The 18,191-nt window shown below is 66.5% G+C and carries 16 protein-coding genes; 6 read left to right on the plus strand and 10 right to left on the minus strand.

All coding sequences use genetic code 11. From position 1 onward, the window contains the following. Positions 1 to 113: 113 nt before the first annotated feature. A complete protein-coding gene (gene aceA, locus AC1DW0_RS11670) occupies positions 114 to 1,412 on the minus strand; it encodes an isocitrate lyase (RefSeq protein WP_477945956.1) in 1,299 nt (432 codons plus the stop codon). Positions 1,413 to 1,690: 278 nt separating this feature from the next. Here aceA and AC1DW0_RS11675 point away from each other — a divergent pair, with 278 nt between their 5' ends. Together AC1DW0_RS11675 and AC1DW0_RS11680 are read left to right on the plus strand one after the other, a co-directional pair. Next, positions 1,691 to 2,242 carry a GNAT family N-acetyltransferase gene (locus AC1DW0_RS11675; protein ID WP_457390501.1) on the plus strand — a complete coding sequence of 184 codons (552 nt, stop codon included), beginning with the start codon at positions 1,691 to 1,693 and terminating at the stop codon, positions 2,240 to 2,242. A gap of 35 nt (positions 2,243 to 2,277) precedes the next feature. Then, entirely contained in the window at positions 2,278 to 2,427 is a 150-nt protein-coding gene (locus AC1DW0_RS11680) for a hypothetical protein (RefSeq protein WP_200946909.1), read from the plus strand. A 24-nt stretch (positions 2,428 to 2,451) separates the two neighbouring features. Here AC1DW0_RS11680 and AC1DW0_RS11685 read toward each other — a convergent pair whose 3' ends face one another. After that, positions 2,452 to 3,054 (minus strand): MarC family protein, encoded by a 603-nt coding sequence (locus AC1DW0_RS11685; RefSeq protein WP_056201623.1) that lies wholly within the window; start codon positions 3,052 to 3,054, stop codon positions 2,452 to 2,454. 188 nt (positions 3,055 to 3,242) lie between these two features. Between AC1DW0_RS11685 and AC1DW0_RS11690 the strand changes: the two genes are divergently transcribed. After that, positions 3,243 to 3,917, plus strand: coding sequence for a glycosyltransferase (locus tag AC1DW0_RS11690; RefSeq protein WP_457353051.1), 675 nt, complete (start codon positions 3,243 to 3,245; stop codon positions 3,915 to 3,917). 155 nt (positions 3,918 to 4,072) lie between these two features. Here the strand turns inward: AC1DW0_RS11690 and AC1DW0_RS11695 are convergent, their stop codons facing one another. The 5 genes from AC1DW0_RS11695 to queG all read right to left on the minus strand — a co-directional run bounded on the left by AC1DW0_RS11695 (position 4,073) and on the right by queG (position 10,384). Further along, positions 4,073 to 6,442, minus strand: coding sequence for a TonB-dependent receptor plug domain-containing protein (locus tag AC1DW0_RS11695; protein ID WP_457353053.1), 2,370 nt, complete (start codon positions 6,440 to 6,442; stop codon positions 4,073 to 4,075). Between the two features lie 157 nt (positions 6,443 to 6,599). Next, on the minus strand, positions 6,600 to 7,478 hold the full coding sequence (xerD, locus tag AC1DW0_RS11700) for a site-specific tyrosine recombinase XerD (RefSeq protein WP_477945959.1): 879 nt from the start codon (positions 7,476 to 7,478) through the stop codon (positions 6,600 to 6,602). Between the two features lie 158 nt (positions 7,479 to 7,636). Further along, on the minus strand, positions 7,637 to 8,611 hold the full coding sequence (locus AC1DW0_RS11705; protein WP_477945961.1) for a tripartite tricarboxylate transporter substrate binding protein BugE: 975 nt from the start codon (positions 8,609 to 8,611) through the stop codon (positions 7,637 to 7,639). Between the two features lie 37 nt (positions 8,612 to 8,648). Next, entirely contained in the window at positions 8,649 to 9,251 is a 603-nt protein-coding gene (locus AC1DW0_RS11710; RefSeq protein ID WP_082532890.1) for a chalcone isomerase family protein, read from the minus strand. Continuing rightward, positions 9,248 to 10,384 carry a tRNA epoxyqueuosine(34) reductase QueG gene (gene queG, locus AC1DW0_RS11715; RefSeq protein WP_457446424.1) on the minus strand — a complete coding sequence of 379 codons (1,137 nt, stop codon included), beginning with the start codon at positions 10,382 to 10,384 and terminating at the stop codon, positions 9,248 to 9,250. Before queG ends, AC1DW0_RS11710 begins: the two co-directional genes overlap by 4 nt. Between queG and tsaE the strand changes: the two genes are divergently transcribed. Continuing rightward, positions 10,385 to 10,861 carry a tRNA (adenosine(37)-N6)-threonylcarbamoyltransferase complex ATPase subunit type 1 TsaE gene (gene tsaE / locus AC1DW0_RS11720; RefSeq protein WP_457390491.1) on the plus strand — a complete coding sequence of 159 codons (477 nt, stop codon included), beginning with the start codon at positions 10,385 to 10,387 and terminating at the stop codon, positions 10,859 to 10,861. It begins immediately after the preceding gene. Then, the gene (locus AC1DW0_RS11725) at positions 10,858 to 12,240 is read left to right on the plus strand and encodes an N-acetylmuramoyl-L-alanine amidase (protein WP_477945963.1); all 1,383 of its coding nucleotides are present in this window, start codon (positions 10,858 to 10,860) and stop codon (positions 12,238 to 12,240) included. The genes tsaE and AC1DW0_RS11725 overlap by 4 nt, the downstream gene beginning before the upstream one ends. A gap of 604 nt (positions 12,241 to 12,844) precedes the next feature. Here the strand turns inward: AC1DW0_RS11725 and AC1DW0_RS11730 are convergent. Then, a complete protein-coding gene (locus tag AC1DW0_RS11730) occupies positions 12,845 to 13,045 on the minus strand; it encodes a YbdD/YjiX family protein (RefSeq protein WP_477945965.1) in 201 nt (66 codons plus the stop codon). Further along, a complete protein-coding gene (locus AC1DW0_RS11735; RefSeq protein ID WP_477945967.1) occupies positions 13,038 to 15,101 on the minus strand; it encodes a carbon starvation CstA family protein in 2,064 nt (687 codons plus the stop codon). The genes AC1DW0_RS11730 and AC1DW0_RS11735 overlap by 8 nt, the downstream gene beginning before the upstream one ends. 238 nt (positions 15,102 to 15,339) lie before the next feature. On the opposite strand from AC1DW0_RS11735, the gene AC1DW0_RS11740 reads away from it, so the two are divergent. Beyond that, positions 15,340 to 15,735, plus strand: a complete 396-nt coding sequence (locus tag AC1DW0_RS11740) for a hypothetical protein (protein WP_477945969.1) — start codon at positions 15,340 to 15,342, stop codon at positions 15,733 to 15,735. An 11-nt stretch (positions 15,736 to 15,746) separates the two neighbouring features. On the opposite strand, the gene AC1DW0_RS11745 is transcribed toward AC1DW0_RS11740, so the two are convergent. Next, on the minus strand, positions 15,747 to 18,191 hold the full coding sequence (locus tag AC1DW0_RS11745; protein WP_457445951.1) for a response regulator: 2,445 nt from the start codon (positions 18,189 to 18,191) through the stop codon (positions 15,747 to 15,749).

Raw genomic sequence — 18,191 nt, forward strand, 5'->3', positions numbered from 1 at the left:
CGAGTGTTTGACATGAATATGACACGACCGTGACGACCGGGCAAACACTCACAACGCCATAAAAAAGGCCCGCCGAAGCGGGCCACAAAAGTCAGGAGTTGAAGCCGACTGATTTAACCGTGCTTGGCGTCGAAGAACTGCTCGTCTTCCGTCGAGCCCTTCAGCGCGGCCGTGGAAGCGTTGGCTTCGATGGTCGTCGTGATGGCGTCGAAGTAGCCGGTGCCGACTTCGCGCTGGTGCTTGACAGCGGTGAAGCCCTTCTCGGCGGCGGCGAATTCCTTCTCCTGCAGTTCGACGAAGGCGCTCATCTGGTGGCGGGCGTAGCCATGGGCCAGCTCGAACATCGAGTAGTTCAGGCTGTGGAAGCCGGCCAGCGTGATGAACTGGAACTTGTAGCCCAGGGCACCCAGTTCGCGCTGGAACTTGGCGATGGTCGCGTCGTCCAGGTTCTTCTTCCAGTTGAAGCTCGGCGAGCAGTTGTAGGCCAGCAGCTTGCCGGGGAACTTGGCATGGATGGCGTCGGCGAAGGCCTTGGCGAAGGCCAGGTCGGGCTTGCCGGTCTCGCACCAGATCAGGTCGGCGTAGGGCGCGTACGCCAGGCCGCGGCTGATGGCCTGGTCCAGGCCGTTGCGGGTACGGTAGAAGCCTTCGACGGTGCGCTCGCCGGTGCAGAACGGCTTGTCGTTGTCGTCGATGTCGGCAGTGACGAGATCACCGGCTTCGGCGTCGGTGCGGGCGACCAGCAGCGTGGGCGTGCCCATGACGTCGGCGGCCAGGCGGGCGGCGACGAGCTTGGCAACGGCTTCACGGGTGGGCACGAGCACCTTGCCGCCCATGTGGCCGCACTTCTTGGCGCTGGCCAGCTGGTCTTCGAAGTGCACGCCCGCGGCACCGGCCTCGATCATGGCCTTCATCAGCTCGAAGGCGTTCAGCACGCCGCCAAAGCCCGCTTCGGCGTCGGCCACGATGGGGGCGAAGAAGTCGATGTCGTCCTTGCCTTCGCTCCACTGGATCTGGTCGGCGCGCTGGAAGGTGGCGTTGATCTTCTTGACGACCTTGGGCACCGAGTCCACCGAGTACAGCGACTGGTCGGGGTACATCTCGCCATTGCTGTTGGCGTCACCGGCGACTTGCCAGCCGGACAGGTAGATGGCCTTCAGGCCGGCCTTGACCTGCTGCATGGCCTGGTTGCCGGTCAGGGCGCCCAGGGCATTGACGAAAGGCTCGGTGTTCACCAGGCCCCAGAGCTTCTCGGCACCGCGCTTGGCCAGCGTGTGTTCGATCTCGATGGAGCCGCGCAGGCGCACGACGTCGGCGGCGCTGTAGCCGCGGGTGATGCCCTTCCAACGGGGGTTCTCGGCCCAGTCTTTTTCCAGGGCGGCGATCTGTTGGTCACGGGTGAGGCGGGTCATGAAAAGCTCCTTGCTGAACATCGAAAACCGATGGTGCAAGACTAGGCCTTGGACCTGGCCTTGTGAAGCCGCCAGTCTTATATAAGACGAAAAACTTTTTCATTTAAAAACAATGGCTTATGTTTTATTTTTCAAATCAAGAAATGCCATTCACCATAATGAGAAATATTGCGGCAGCGCACCATGGTTGCTTTTCATGATTTGAAAAGTGACTTTCGAATCGTGAGAACGCGCCACTTCAGAATGCATCCAACCGTGACCCACTCAGGCTGGATGCCATGACCCTTCTCGTGACCCCTCGGCTGCGCCTTGAGCCGCTGAACGACAGCCATTTCGAGGCCCTGTACCGCCTGAACAGCGACCCCGTCGTCATGCGCTACATCACCGGCCGGCCTGACACGCCGGAAGACACGCAGTCCATGATCGACCGCGTGAAGGCCCGCTGGGCCGAGTTCGGCTATTCCTGGTGGGGTTTCATCCGCCAGGACAACGGCGACCTGATCGGCACCGGCTGCATCCAGCACCTGAACCGCGACCCGGCGGGGCCGCTGGAGACCGGCTGGCGGCTGCGCCAGGATGCCTGGGGCGTGGGCTATGCCAGCGAAGCAGCCCGCCACATGGTCGGCTGGGCGTTCAAGACGCTCAAGCCGGAGTTGATCTGCGCCGTCTGCCAGCCCGAGAACACGCCCTCCTCCACCGTCATGGAGCGCCTGGGCATGACCTTCACCGGCAACGGCCGCTGGTATGACATGGACTGCAAGCGCTACGACATCACTTCAGCGCAATGGGCGGTAAGCCCAGCTAAAACACGCTACGACGCTGAGGCATAGTTCGGTTTCTCGCAATCACTCTGCACGGAGGACCTATGGCCAACACCGAACAACGCGGCAACAAGATGACGAAGAAACCCAAGAAGGACACGGGCCCCGGCAAGGCGGCGGGCTCGGATCGCCCGGTGCCACCGATGACGGCCGTGCTGCCCAAGGGCAAGGAAGCCAAGCTCAAGAACAAGTAAGGCCGGCCGCTGGCCGACCAAGGACTACAAACCGCCGACGAAGTAGCGCTTCAGGCCGGCCAGCACCATCTCGACGGCGATGGCCGTCAACACCAGGCCCATCAGCTTCTCGATGGCCGAGACCACCGAGTCGCCCAGCAGCTTGCGGATGCGGTCCGCCAGCACGAGCACCAGGCCCGAGACCAGCAGGGCCGCGCTGAGCGCACCAATCCACTCGTAAATGCGGTCAGGCTGGCGGGACGCCAGCAGCAACACCGTGGCCATGGCCGATGGCCCAGCCAGCAGCGGCACGGCCAGCGGAAAGATCAGCGGCTCCTTGCCGGGCTCCAGGCCATAGGCCGATTCGCCCGAGCTGCCGAAGATCATGCGGATGGCGATGATCACCAGAATCACGCCGCCAGCCACCTCGAGCGAGCGCTCCGACAGGTGCATCACGCGCAGGAAGCCCTCGCCCAGGAACATGAAGGCAAACAGCACGCAGAAGGCGATGCCCACCTCGCGCAACGCCACCCGCGTGCGGCGCTCCTTGGGCACCGCACGCATGATGGGAATGAACACGGGCAGGCTGCCGAGCGGGTCGAGCACCAGCAGCAGCAGGATCAGGGCGGAGAGGAAGCTGTGGTCCATCGATTCATTGTCCCCGCCGCCCTGTCGAAAAGGCTGGCACGCGGCGCTACAGCGCGGGCACAAAGCACGCCAGGCGCTTCCCGCGCAGCACTACGTCAGCGGCGAGCCTCGCGCCTCAGGAGCCCGAAGGCCATCGCTAGACTACGCCGCCTCGCCAACGACAACAGGTTCACCTGGATTCACAACGCATGATGGATCTGATTTGCGCAACGCGCCTGACCTCTCACGACTTCTGGACCCGCTCGGCACTGGGTCTGTCGTTGCAGCGCATATCGCATGACCACCGACTGAAACCACGCATTGCCTTCGAGAACCGTAGGGGTTTGCCGTCGGTCTACAACGAGCGCATCGACGCCGCCGACGCCGAGCCGATCCTAGTATTCATCCACGACGACGTCTGGCTGGACGATCACTTCTTTTTCGAACACGTGTCGGCTGCCGTGAACGCGGTCGACATCATCGGCGTGGCAGGCAACCGCCGCCGCGTGCCGGGGCAGCCCTCATGGGCTTTTCCGACCCCGCGCTTCGAATGGGATGCCGCCGAGCACCTCAGCGGCACGGTCTGCCATGGGCAGCAGGCTTTTGGCAAGGTCGCCCACTTCGGCCCGGTGCCGGCCAGCTGCGAGCTGTTGGATGGCGTGCTGCTCGCCACCCGGCGTGACCTGCTCAGGGAACGACAAGTTCGTTTTGACGAGCGCTTCGACTTCCACTTCTACGACATGGACTTTTGCCGCAGCGCCCGTCAGGCCGGGCTGTGGCTGGCCACCTGGCCGATCGCCATCACTCACCAGAGCAGCGGACGCGCCGGCTCGCCCGACTGGCGAGAAAACTACGACAAATACCTCGCCAAATGGGGCGCATGAGGCGGGCAGCGCTCAGTCCACAACGGGCCTGAACGGCAGCTGCGCCTCGACGCGGATCACCAAGCAAGGGTTGCACGATCATGCCCGCCGACTTGCATGTCGGCGGGCCGTCGCAGGCGTTGCACAGTCCGCAGCTACCGTGCTTTTGTCCGGGCTCAGAACTTGTAGTAAGCCCGCGCGTAGTAGGACGCGCCATTCAGGCCGAACTGCACGCTGTCGTAGTAGAAGCCGTTGTCGGTCTCGAACGGGTCCTGGCGCGACGGCTTCACGTTGAAGACGTTGTTGCCACCGATGCTGAGCTTCAGCGCCGGCGTGGCCTGCCAGGTGGCGCCCAGGTCCATCGAGGTCTTGGGCTTGTAGTTCAGCGTCATGCCTTCGGTGAAAGCGCCCTGCGTCTGCTTGCCGAAGTGGATGATCTTGGCCTCACCCGTCCAGGCGCCCTGGGCGTACTCGAAGCCCAGCGTGCCCTTGGCCCGCGGGCCGGCCTCCTCGATGAAGAGGCGCTCGCGCGTCGACAGCAGCACATCCTCGTACCCCTTCAGCGCTGCCGGCGCGTGGATGGCCGTCACCGTCGTGCGGCTGATGTTCAGCGCCAGGAAAGTGCTGAGTTGACCCGCGCCCAGCTTCATGCGGTTGGACGCGGTCAGGTCCAAGCCGCGGGTGCGCGTGTTGATGGAGTTGACGAAGAAGGCGGTCTGCTCGACACCCTGGCTGGTCAACAGCGGTGCCAGCGGCGGGTAGTTGCTGGCCGTGAAGCGGCCGGACAGCACGATGCGGTCTCGGATGTTGATCTGGTAGAGGTCGACAGTGAGCGAGGTGTCGGCGCTCGGCTTGACGGTGAGGCCGAGCGTGAAGTTCTTGGACTTCTCCTGCTTCAGCGGCGGCACACCCGCGGCCAGCGGGATGGCGCTGCCGTTCGGGGCCAGCTTCACCTGCACGGGCTTGCCGCTGATGAAGTCGGTGAAGGTGGACGAGAAGTAGAGCTGCTGCAGACTGGGGGCGCGGAAACCCGTGCTGGCCGCGCTCCGCAGCAGCACTTCCTTGCTGAGCTTGTAGCTGGCCGCCAGCTTGGCGGTGGTCTCGGAGCCGAAGTCGCTGTAGTGCTCAGCACGGATGGCTGCGTCGACTGTCAGGCTGGGCGTGAAGCTGGCTTCCCAATCGGCATACAGCGCCTGGCTGTTGCGGCTGCGGTTGGTCATGTCGACCGGCTGAAAGCCCGGGAAGCCCTGGCTGCCGGCGATGCCGCCGAAGTTCAGGCCGTCGGCGTCCTGGTACGAGCCCAGTTCGCCAGCGACGATGTCGTATTTCTCTTTGCGGTACTCGGCGCCGAAGGCGATGTTGCTGCCCCCGAGCAGGTCTGGGAAGAAGCGGCTGACATCGAAGTTGGTCGTCGCCTGGCTGAAGCCGAAGCCGCCGGCGTCAAAGCTGGACGGGCTGATGCCCTTGCCGCCATCCAGCAGATCCTTGTTGGCGATGGACGCGTTCAGCGTGTTGCTGATGTTGTAGCGCATCTTGTTGGAGCCATAGGTCTGCGACAGATCGGTGTCCCAGCCGACAAAGGCCGACTTCCAGCCGACGCTGACATAGCGGTCCTCGATCTTGCCGTTGATGAAGGGCACGAAGCCGTCAGGGTACATCGCGGCGGAGTTGCGCGACGGCACGTCGCTGGAGCCGACGCCGCCGCGCGCCCAGGCGCCGGACGACGCATCGCGGTTCTGCGCACCGGCGGTGACGTAGAGCTTGTTCTCGGCCGCCAGCGGGAACTCGCCGTTCAGATAGACCGTCTTGTTCGTGACCGCGGTGTCGCCAATGGTGCGGGGGCCGACCTTCTCGTCGTTGGGGTCGTTGCGGTTGGAACGGCCACGGTCCTGCCATTCGCCGGTGATGCCCAGCGAGCCGTCGCCGAGCTTGATGCCGCAATAGGCAGAGGCGAGGTAGTTCTTGCCGTCGCCCGCCGAGTACTGGCCATAGCCCGCCACGGCCTCGCAGCCGGCCTTCTTCTTCAGCTGGATGTTGACGACGCCGGCAATGGCGTCTGAGCCGTACTGGGCCGCCGCGCCGTCACGCAGCACCTGCACGTTGTCGATGGCCAGCAGCGGCAAGGCATTCATGTCCGTGCCCGTCGCGCCACGGTTGCGCGCGCCGAACAAGTTGACCAGCGCCACGGTGTGGCGACGCTTGCCGTTGACGAGCACCAGGGTCTGGTCCGAGCCCAGGCCACGCAGGGCCGCCGAGTCGATCAGGTCGGCACCGTCAGCGCCGGTCTGGCGCGTCGAGTTGAAGGACGGCGACAGGTATTGCAGCGTCTGCGCCAGGTCGAATTGACCCCCGCCCTCGGTGATCTTGCTCATCGAATAGATGTCGACAGGCACCAGCGTGTCGGTGCTGGACGCGGCGGGCAGGCTCTTGCGGGAGCCGATGACTGTCACGCGCTCGAGGTTGCTGGCTTCCTGGGCCAGGGCTGAGGCGGTGGCAAAGAGGGTGATGGCGGCAAGCGCGGTTGGCAGCAGGCGGGTGGCGTGCATGGAAGGACTCCGTGATCGATTTGTGATGGCGGCGGAGTTTGCCCCTCGTAACAGGCCCGTGAAGGTGGGTGTTGTGGCCCGCCGACAGGTTTGAAACCAACGAAACGAACGAAGCTTCGGTGCAACCCGAGGGCGGGAAAACGAGAGGCCGCCGCGCTCAGCCCCGCGGATGGTGCTCGGCGTGCAAGGCTTTGAGGCGCTCCCGCGCCACATGGGTGTAGATCTGCGTCGTCGACAGGTCGGCATGCCCCAGAAGCAGCTGCACGGCACGCAGATCCGCACCATGATTGAGCAGATGCGTGGCAAAGGCGTGGCGCAGCGTGTGCGGCGACAGCGGCACGGTGATGCCAGCCGCCAGCGCGTGTCGCTTGATCAGGGTCCAGAACATCTGCCGCGTCATGCCGGCGCCGCGGGCGGTCACGAAGAGGTCGTCGCTGCTCTGGCCGGCCAGGATCTCGGCGCGGGCCTCGCGCAGATAGCGCGTCATCCAGTCCCTTGCGTGCTCGCCAAAGGGCACAAGGCGGGCCTTGGAACCCTTGCCGGTGACGTGCAGCACCGCGTCCTTGAAGGCGACATGGGCGCTCTTGAGCGTGACGAGTTCGGACACGCGCAGGCCGCTGGCATACATCAGCTCCAGCATCGCGCGGTCACGCAGGCCCAGCGGCGTGTCGACGTCCGGCGCATCCAGCAGCGCGCTGACCTGGGCCTCGCTGAGCAGCTTGGGTACGCGCAGCGGCTGCTTGGCCGTCGTCAGCTTGAGCGTTGGGTCGGCCTGGACGCGACCCTCGCGCAGCGCCCAGCGGAAATAGCGCTTGAAGACCGACAGCCGCCGGTTCGCGCTGGTGGCTTTGCCGGCCGGCTTGGCGGCCGCGTACTCGAACAGCTTCAGCTCGGTGCAGGCATCCAGCGAGGCGGGCGCCAGCCAGGCCGCCAGCGCGGACAGGTCGCGCCGGTAGGCCGCCTGCGTGTTGGCGCTCAGGCCGTCTTCCAGCCAGAGCGCCTCGATGAAACTCTCGATGCCCGCATCAATGGCCATGGCGCATCCCGCATTCGGGCCGAGCGCCGGGCCGCTCCCTAGCCGGCCCGCTTTGGCGATGTGCTTGCCGGTCAATCCGGCAAGCATCGCCGTCCCCTCGGGGGGCCGACCAGACTCGCTCGCGTGCAGCGATGCGAGGTTGGGCGAGGGGTTTCAAGTCAATCAAGCTTGAGCTTCTGTGCCGCCACGACCTTCTTGTAGACCTCGAACTCCGCCGCAATCTGCGCCGCGAACTGCTCGGGCGTGTTGGCCACGATCAGCGAGCCGGTGTCCTCGATGCGCTTCTTGACGTCGGGGATCTCGAGCGCCTTCTTGACCCCGTCGTGCACCTTGTCGACGATGTCGCGCGGCAGGCCCTTGGGGCCGTGGATGCCGTAATAGGCCAGGCGGTTGACGGCCTCCAGGCCGACTTCCTTGAAGGTCGGCACATTCGGCAGCGCCGCCAGGCGCTGCGGTGCGGCGACGACGATGGGAATGAGGCGGCCGTCCTTGATGAAGGGTAAGGCCGAGGGCAGGTTGTCGAAGATCATCGGCACCTGGCCGGCCACCGTGTCGTTCAACGCCGGGCCGGCACCGCGGTAGGGGATGTGCAGCACGAAGACGCCGGCCAGCGTCTTGTAGAGCTCCATCTGCAGGTGGCCGATGCCGCCGGTGCCGGAGGTCGCGTAGCTGTGCTTGGCCGGGTTCTTCTTGAGTTCGGCAACGAAGCTCTTGTAGTCGCGCGCCGGGAAGCTGGGGTGCACGGCAATGACGTTGGGCGTCGCCGCGACGTTGATGATGGGCGTGAAGTCGGTCAGCGGGTTGTAGGCGATCTTGGGATTGATCGCCGGGTTGGCCGCCGTCGTCGACACCGTGGCCATGCCCAGTGTGTAGCCGTCGGGCGCGGAGCGCACGATCTCCATCGCTCCGACCGTGCCGCCGCCGCCGGCCTTGTTGTCGACCACCATGGTCTGGCCCAGGATGCTGGACATGCGCTCGGAGACGATGCGGGCAATGATGTCCGTCGTGCCGCCCGGTGCGAACGGCACGATCAGGCGGATGGGCTTGGCTGGGTAGCCCTGGGCCCAGGCCAGATGCCCGAAGGGGCTGAGGCTGGCGAACGCGGCAGCTTGGAGGACGGAACGGCGTTGCATGAAGTCGGTCTCCTTGGTTTGATGGGGCGATGCTAGTTCAGGACGGCTGACCCAGCAGGCCGGCACGCAACCGGGCATCGCTGTTGCTGTCGCCAAGGAAGACCTTCAGGAAGGCCGTGTAGAAGTCCTGGCCCTCGATGGGCTTGCCCCAGACCTTGCCATTGACCGACAGGACGGTGCCACCCTGGGTGGGCAGATAGTCGATGTGCAACAGGTCGCCCTTCTTCACGCGGCCCACGTCGGCGATGGCCGTGTTGAACTGCTTCAGACGCTCGGCAACCGCCGCCTTCTCGGCCTCGGTGGAGTTGCGATTCACCCCCTTGCCGATGGCCTTGACGAATTCCTGCGTCGACACGTCCTTCACGAGCGGAATGACGATGCGCATCTCCAGCCGCTTGGGGCCGGCCTCGGCGTAGATGGCGTCGGGCGCCGCCGCCTTTTGTGGCAGGTAAAGGGCCGCGAGATAGAGCGGGTAGATGGCCACCTGGCGCTTGCCGGTACCGTTCAACACCAGGGTGCTGCCGCCGAGCTGCAGCGTGTCGGGAAAGTCCTGGTTTTCATAGCGGACAGCGCGGGCGGGCATGGATGCGGCTGCGGCCAGGGCGAGAACGGCCGCACGGCGGCGGATGGACAAAGTCATTCACGGGCTCCAACGGTCAGCGGGCCGGACGATAACGCGGCAGGCGACTCCGGCGCGGACAAGGCCCAGGCGATGTGCTCGGTCACCACTTCGTCGGCGCCGTGCCCTGCTTGCTGCAACGCGGCGCGCAGAGTCGAGTCGTCGCGGACCCGCAAGGCGTTGCCCGCCGCCACCGCCAGATTGCGCCGCCAGCGGGCGAAACCGATGCGGCGGATGGCCGAGCCTTCCGTGCGGCGCAGGAATTCGCTTTCGCCCCATCCAAGCAGCGTGGCAATCGGCTCGCCCGCCATGCCTGGGCGCACGTCAAAGTCGGCCAGCACGGCGGGCTGCGCGAACTTGTTCCATGGGCAGGCCAGTTGGCAGTCATCACAGCCATAGACGCGATTGCCCAGCAAAGGTCGCAGCTCGACGGGTATCGGCCCATCGTGTTCGATGGTCAGGTAAGAGATGCAACGCCGGGCGTCGATGCGGTAGGGCGCGGTGATCGCGGCGGTCGGGCAGACATCGATGCAGGCGCGGCATTCGCCGCAATGCGCGCTGACGGCTTCGGTCAACGGCAGGGCCAGATCGATGAAAAGCTCACCCAGGAAGAACATCGAGCCGGCCTCGCGGTGCAGCGTCAAGGTGTGCTTGCCACGCCAGCCCAGGCCCGAGCGCGCGGCCAGTTCGACCTCCAGCACCGGCGCCGAGTCGGTGAAGACGCGATAGCCCAGCGGGCCGACTTCGGCCTCCAGCTTCTCGGCGAGCTTCTGCAGCCGCTGGCGCAGCACCTTGTGATAGTCCCGGCCGCGGGCATAGATCGAGATCTGCGCTTGCTCCGGCTGGGCCAAGCCAGCCCATTCGACGGCCTGCCAGCCCGGCTCGGTGGCCTGGGGCAGATAGTCCATGCGCGCCGTGATGACGCGCAGCGTGCCCGGCACCAGCTCGGCCGGGCGCGCACGCTTCATGCCGTGGCTGGCCATGTAGTGCATGCGGCCATGGTGGCCGGCGTCCAGCCAGGCCTGCAGGCCCGGCTCGGCGCTGCTGAGGTCCACGTCGGCCACGGCGATCTGTGAGAATCCCAGCTCATGCGCCCAGCCGCGCAAACGGATCAACAGCGCGGCGGCATCGACAGTGGACGGGACTTCTTGCATTTGGCACCGATTTTAGAAACCGATCTGCTGTGGCCCGACGAGGCCGCGGCCCAGGCCACCGCCGGACGCCTCGCGGCGGTACTGCTGCCCTCCCCCAACGCGCTGATCGAGCTGCACGGCTCGCTCGGCGCCGGCAAGACGACCTTCGTGCGCCTGCTGCTGCGCGCGCTGGGCGTGCAAGGCCGCATCAAGAGCCCCAGCTATGCCGTCATGGAGAGCTATGAGCTGCCTGAATCCGCGGGAGGCAACACTGCCAGCCACTTCGACTTCTACCGCTTCGGCGACCCGCGCGAGTGGGAAGACGCTGGCTTTCGCGACGTCTTCGCTGCACCCGGCCTCAAGCTCTGTGAATGGCCCGAGAAGGCGGCCGGCCAGCTGCCCGCGGCTGATCTGCAGCTCTTCATCGAGCTGATGCCCGACGACAGCCGGAGCGTGCGCGCGGTTGGCGACGCGCGCCTCGTGGGAGCCCTGGCATGAAGCGCCGCGAAACCTTGGGGCTGCTCGCTTTGCTGCTGAAGGCGCCCGACACGCTGGCGGCGGGCAGCCAGGCCAGCATCGTCGCCGTGCGCGTCTGGCCGGCACAGGAATACACCCGCGTCACCATCGAGTCCGACCAGCCGCTGGCGGTCAAGCATTTCCTCGTCGACTCGCCCCACCGTCTCGTCATCGACATCGACGGCCTGGAGCTGAGCCCGGGGCTGCGCGAGCTGATCGGCAAGGTCAAGGCCGACGACCCCTACATCACCGGCGTGCGCGTCGGCCAGAACACGCCCACCGTCGTGCGCATCGTGCTGGACCTGCGCCAGCCCGCGGCACCACAGATCTTCACGCTGGCGCCGGTGGCCGCCTACAAGAACCGCCTCGTCTTCGACCTTCACCCCAAGTTCGAGGCCGACCCGCTGCTGGCTTTGGCGCAGGAGCGCGACAAGAAGCCGTCTGCCGCTGCGACGCCTTCCCCGACCCAGCGCGCCGAGGCTGCGGCCAGCGCCGTCAACGATGCCCTCGGTGACCTCATCCAGAAGATCGAGCGTCCGCCAGCGCCGGCAGCCTCGGCACCCTTGGCGCCGCCCGCGCCGGCCGCTTCCAAACCCGCGCCTGCCCTTGCCACCGCCCCTGCCGTCGAGCCCAAGATCGACCGCCTCATCATCATTGCGCTGGACCCCGGCCACGGCGGCGAAGACCCCGGCGCCGTCGGCCCCTCAGGCCTGCGTGAGAAGGATGTCGTCCTGGCGGTCGGCCTCAAGCTGCGTAAGCGGCTCCAGACCAATCCGAACATCCGCGTGCTGATGACACGCGACGCCGACTTCTTTGTGCCGCTGCAGGACCGCGTGCACAAGGCGCGCCGCGTGCAGGCCGACCTGTTCGTCTCCATCCATGCCGACGCCTTCTTGACGCCGCAGGCGCGCGGCGCCTCGGTGTTCGTGCTCAGCGACGGCGCCGCGACGAGCGCCGCCGCACGCTGGATGGCCAACCGCGAGAACGCGGCCGACATGGTCGGCGGCGTCAACGTCGGCGCCGCCACTAAGGACGCCAACGTGCTTCGCGCCCTGCTCGACATGAGCACCACGGCGCAGATCAAGGACAGCCTCAAGCTCGGCGGCGAGGTGCTGGGCCAGATCGGCAAGATCGGCAAGCTGCACAAGGCCAAGGTCGAGCAGGCGGGTTTTGCGGTGCTGAAGGCGCCAGACATCCCCAGCATCCTGGTGGAGACGGCCTTCATCTCCAACCCTGAGGAAGAGAAGAAGCTGCGCGATCCGGACTATCAGGACGAGCTGGTGGACGCGCTGGCCTCAGGCATCGCCAGGTATTTTGCGAAGAACCCGCCGATGGCAAGGAAGCGGAGCACGACGTTGTAGTCGTGCTTGCTTTTGCGAAGATCGCGTCTGCTCGTTGCATTGCCGGGAGTCCGTCCCGGCGGCCGGGTAACTTTCTTCTGCGGGGCCAGAAGAAAGTCACCAAAGAAGAGGCCCTGAACCGCACACGAGCGCGACGCCGCCATCAGCGGCGCGCGAAAACAGCCACCGGCATTGCGACAAAAAGCGAGCCGCTGCGCTCTCGCACACGACTTGTGACGAGCCCGACGCATCGCACGAGCACCCCGTTCGACGCGCGGCTGCACGCCGGGCTCATCAAAACAGCCCAATGCAGCGTCGCTCGGGCGACGCGGCTGTTCGGTATTTCCTGATGAGCCCGGCGTGCAGCCGGCGTCAACTGGCATGATGGTCCGATCGCTGGCGCTCTTCACAAGTCGTGTGCGAGAGCGCAGCGGTTCGCTTGTAGGCCCGGCGCTGCTTCGAGCTTGCGAGCGCCTCATCCCACTCGAGTGCGGATTGCATTGAGCGCTCCTCTTTTGGTGACTTTTCTCTGGCGCGTCAGAGAAAAGTTACCCGCCCTCGCGGGGCGGATTCCCGCGGCACTGCACGCGAGTCATAAGGACAACGGCAAAAGCAACCCAACCAATCAGCAGCATTTACCAACCCGTGCCGAATACCTCGCCGCCTGCCTCTCCCTGAAGAACTCCTCATAGCTCATCGCCGCCCGCTCCGGATGCGTGGCTTGGTGGTGGGCCAGGTAGGTGCCGTAGTCCGGCACGCCCACCATCAGGCTCAGGCCTTGCGTCAGGTAGCGACCCGCGCGAGCGAGGTCGCCACGCTCAAGCACGTTGACCCGCCGGCAGCAGCACGAAGGCCGTTTCCTGGGTGGTCGCCCTGCCGCTGCGGCGTGCAGCCAGGATGGCCTTGACGCTGTAGATCAGCACGCTGATGACCACGCCCATGAAGAGCATGCAAAGCGCCGCGTCCAGCCGATCGTTGAACACCACACGCGACATCGCGTCCAGCGTCTTGGCCGGCGCCAGCACCTTGCCTTCGGCGATCGCCGCAGCGTATTTGTCGGCGTGAGCCAGGAAGCCGAGCTTGGGGTCGGCCGCGAAGATCTTCAGCCAGCCGGCCGTCATCGTGCACACCAGCAGCCAGGCGGCCGGGACCGCCGTGACCCAGGCGTAGCGGTCCTTCTTCATCTTGAAGATGACGACCGTGCCCAGCAGCAGCGCGACGGCGGCCAGCATCTGGTTGGCGATGCCGAACAGCGGCCACAGCGTGTTGATGCCGCCCAGCGGATCGACGACACCCTGGTAGAGGAAGTAGCCCCAGGCCGCCACGCACAGGCCGGTGGCGACGAAATTGGCCACCCAGCTCTCGGTGCGCTTGAGCGACGGCACAAAGCTGCCCAGCAGATCCTGCAGCATGAAACGCCCGGCGCGGGTGCCGGCGTCCACGGCGGTCAGGATGAACAGCGCCTCGAACAGGATGGCGAAGTGGTACCAGAAGGCCATCAGCGCCTTGCCGCCCACCACCTGGTGCAGGATCTCGGCCATGCCCACGGCCAGCGTCGGCGCACCGCCTGCCCGGGCCAGGATGGTCTTCTCCCCGACATCGGCCGCGGCCTGCGTCAGCATCTCTGGCGTCACAACAAAGCCCCAGGTCGACAACGTCTGCGCGACCGTGGCGGCGTCCTTGCCGACGACCGCGGCCGGGCTGTTCATCGCAAAGTAGACGCCCGGCTCGATGCAGGAGGCCGCGACCAGCGCCATCACGGCGACGAAGCTCTCGGCCAGCATGCCGCCGTAGCCGATGTAGCGGGCGTGGGTCTCGTTCTCCAGCAGCTTTGGGCTGGTGCCCGACGAGATCAGCGCATGGAAGCCCGACACGGCGCCGCAGGCGATGGTGATGAACAGGAAGGGGAACAGGCTGCCAGCCCAGACCGGCCCGCCACCCGACGCGAACTGCGTCAGCGCCGGCATCTTCAGCGGCGGCGCGACGATGACGATGCCGATGGCCAGCGCGATGATGGTGCCGATCTTCAGGAAGGTGCTGAGGTAGTCGCGCGGCGCGAGCAGCAGCCACACCGGGATGCAGGCGGCGACAAAGCCATAGCCGATCAGCAGGCCGACGAGTGTGGTCGGGGCCAGCGTGAAGATGGGCGCCAGCGTGGCGCTCTCGCTGACCGCCTGGCCGCCGAAGATGGCGCCCATCAGCAGCACGAAGCCGATGACCGACACCTCGCCGATGCGGCCCGGGCGGATGAAGCGCAGGTAGACGCCCATGAACAGCGCCACCGGAATCGTCGCCGCCACCGTGAACAGGCCCCAGGGCGAATCCGCCAGGGCCTTGACGACGATCAGCGCCAGCACCGCCAGGATGATGATCATGATCATGAAGGCGCCGAACAACGCGATCAGGCCCGGTACCGTGCCCATCTCCTGCTTGACGAGGTCGCCGAGGGACCGGCCGTCACGGCGCGTGGAGATGAAAAGAACGATGAAGTCCTGCACCGCGCCGGCGAAGACGACGCCCGCCAGGATCCACAGCAGGCCGGGCAGATAGCCCATCTGCGCCGCCAGCACGGGGCCGACCAGCGGGCCTGCACCGGCAATCGCCGCGAAGTGGTGGCCGTAGAGCACGTGCTTGTTGGTGGGCACGTAGTCCAGCCCGTCGTTGTACTTCCAGGCCGGCGTCTGGCGCTTGGAGTCCAGTTCCAGCACCTTGTTCGCGATGAACAGGCTGTAGTAGCGGTAGGCGATGAGGTAGGTGCACAGGGCGGCAGCCACGACCCACAGTGCGCTGATCGTCTCGCCGCGGCTCAGGGCCACGGTGGCGAGGGATGCGGCACCCAGGATCGCAACGCCCGCCCACGCAAGGTGGCGGCGCAGATTCATGAGGTTTGTCTCCGTTGCGGTGCACTCCTCGACACGGGGCGCGACCGTGATGCAAGTCTCGGCAAACGGGCGCTCCGCGGCATCGGTCAAGCCACGCAGGCCTGGCGCGCGGCAATACCTAAGGGTCAACCCCGAAACACCCTCTTACGCAACGGCGCAGGACGGCGTCAACGTCGGGCGGGGCCTGGCGTTGTTCGAGCACGGCCAGCATCTTGTTCGGCCCTGTAGGAGTTCCGCCATGCTTCGTCCCCTCATCGCCGTTTTTGCCGCCAGCGCCGCCCTGCTGGGCGCCGCTTCTGCCCAGGCGGGCACACACTGGTCCATCGGCGTCAGCCTGCCGGCCGCGGGTGTCGTCGTGTCGAACGGCGGTTACTACGCACCGGCACCCGCTCCGGTTTATTACGAGCCGGCACCGGTCTACTACGAGCCGGCACCCGTCGTGCGCTATGCGCCGGCGCGCCGCTATGTCGAGCGCGACGTCTACTACGCGCCGGCCCCGCGGGTGGTTTATGCCCCGTCCTACCGCGAGCGTCGCTGGGAAGGTCGCGACGACCGTTGGGACCATGGTCGCCACGAGCGCAACGACCGCTGGAGCCACGACCGGGACGACTCCGGCCCGCGCCGCGGGCACTGAGCCCGCGCCCGTCAGCGCCGCGCCATCTCGCCGCGGATCTCGGTCTGCAGCAGTTGCAGGTCGGGCAGGTCGAAGGGCTTGAGCAGCGCCCGCACATGGGGGCCGAAGTCCGACAGGTCCGAGCCCATCTCATAGCCCGACGAGAACACCACCCACGTGTCCGGCGCGTGGCGCAGGATGGCCCGGGCGAGGTCGATGCCTGACATCCCCGGCAGGCTGACGTCGGTCATGACGAGGTCGAACTTGTCGGGCGCATAGGCCGCCAGCGCTTCCTCTGCTGTCGCGCAGCTTTCGGGCTGCATCCCCACCTCCTCCAGCAAATAGGCGATCTGTTCACGCAGATCGGCGTTGTCCTCCACGAACAGCACCCGTAAGGCCGGCGCCTGCGTGGGCCGGGCAGCACTGAGCTCGGCCACGGCGCGGGCCAGCAGATGCGGGGACACTGCCTTGGGCACGCAGCGCTGGAAGCCTGCCTCGAGCGCGGCCTCGCGGTCGGTCGCGCGCACATAGGCCGTGACGGCCGCTGCGGGCAGCACGTCCGGGCCCAGTTCCATGGCCTGGCGCACATGTCGGATCAGGTCATAGCCCCCCATGCCGGGCATGCCGAGATCGCTCAGCAGCACATCGAAGCGCTGCTGCTGCAGCAAGGCTATTGCGGCCTCGGCCGACTCGGCCGTGACAACATCAGCGCCGCGCTCGGACAGCAGGCGGGCATGGGCCTCGAGCACGTCGGGGTGGTCATCGACGAGCAGCACCCGCACGCCAGAGATCAAGGGCTCGACACCGCCCGCCTCGGTTTCAACACCCGCCACGTTCGACTGGCCGGCGCGCGGCAGGCGCAGGCTGAACACCGAGCCCTGGCCGCGGCCCGCACTGTGGGCTGCCACCTCGCCGCCGTGCAGCTCGACGAGGTTCTTGACGATGGACAAGCCCAGCCCCAGGCCGCCATGCACGCTGGAGGCGGTGCCGTCGGCCTGGGTGAAGCGGTCGAAGAGCTGCGGCAGGAATTCAGGGTCGATGCCCTGGCCGGTGTCGCTGACCGCGACCTCGACGATGGGGCCGTTCAGCTTCGTCGACAGCGTGATGCTGCCGCCCGTGGGGGTGAACTTCATCGCGTTGGTGATCAGGTTCATGACGATCTGCGTGAGCCGGCGCGCGTCGCCAAAGACCTCGGCGGCCTCGGGCGCCAGCTGCAGCACGATCTCGAGCTGGCGGGACTGGGCTGTCGGGCGGGCCGTGTCGGCCGCGCCCGCAACGATGCCGTTCAGGTCCACCCGCTCGACATTCATCAGCTGCTTGCCGGCGACGATGCGGCTCATCTCCAGCAGGTCGTCGACCAGGACGGCCTGGGCCTGGGCATTGCGCGCGATGGCCTGGATGCCCCGTTGCAGCATGCCGGGCTGCACGCCGGGGTGGGTGAGCACGTTGACCCAGCCGAGGATGGCCGCCAGCGGCGTGCGCAGCTCGTGGCTGATCGCGGCGACGAACTCCTCCTTGGCGCGCGCGGCCTGATCAGCGGCACCGCGCGCGGCCTGCTCGGCGGACAGCAACTGATCGCGGCGCAGCTGCAGCTCGCGGCGGTCGGTGATGTCGTGGAAGTAGACGGACAGACCGTCGTGCGAGGGATAGCAATGGCATTCCAGCCAGCGCTCCGGGGCACCTGGCGCCATGGCCTCGAAAGACACGGCCTGACCGCCCTTGGACCGGGCCTTGTCGAAGCCGGCCTCGAACTCGCCGGCGCCAAAGACCTCGCCACTGCGCCGCCCGGTCAGCTCGTCGGCCCCACGGCCGAGCAGCCGGGCGCCCTGCTCGTTGACGTAGCCGATGCGCCCGTCATGCTCGATGAGCAGCAGGCCATCAGTGATGCTGCTCATCATGGCCCGCAAGCGGCGGTCGGCCACATGGAAGGCCTCGGTCCGCTCGGTGACGCGCCGCTCCAGCGTCTCGTTGAGATCGCGCAAGCGCTCCTCGGCGCGGCGCCTCTCCTCCACCTCGGCCTGCAGGGCCAGGTTGGCGCGCTGCAGCTGGCGGGTCTTGCGGTCCAGTTCGGCAAAGACGGCCACCTTGGAACGCAGCACCGCCGGGTTCACGGGCTTGTGCAGATAGTCAACGGCGCCTGAGCCATAGCCCTGCAGGCGGTACTGGTCCTGATCGAAATAGGCGGTCAGGAAGATGATGGGCAGGTGGGCATTGCGCTTGCGCTCCTTGATCATCTGCGCCAGCTCGATGCCGTTCATGTCCGGCAGCTGGATGTCCAGCACCATGACGGCGAACTCCTGGCCCATCAGCGCGAGCAGGGCCTGGTCGGCCGACAGCGCCCGCACGATGCGGTAGCCCGGGTCCGCCAGCACGCTCTCCAGCACCAGCAGGTTGGCCGGTTCGTCGTCGACGATCAGGATGTTGGTCAGCTCTTCAGCGCCCGCCACCTGCTCCACGACGTCGATCGTTGTCGGCAT

The organism is Roseateles sp. P4_D2 (genome assembly GCF_056401875.1).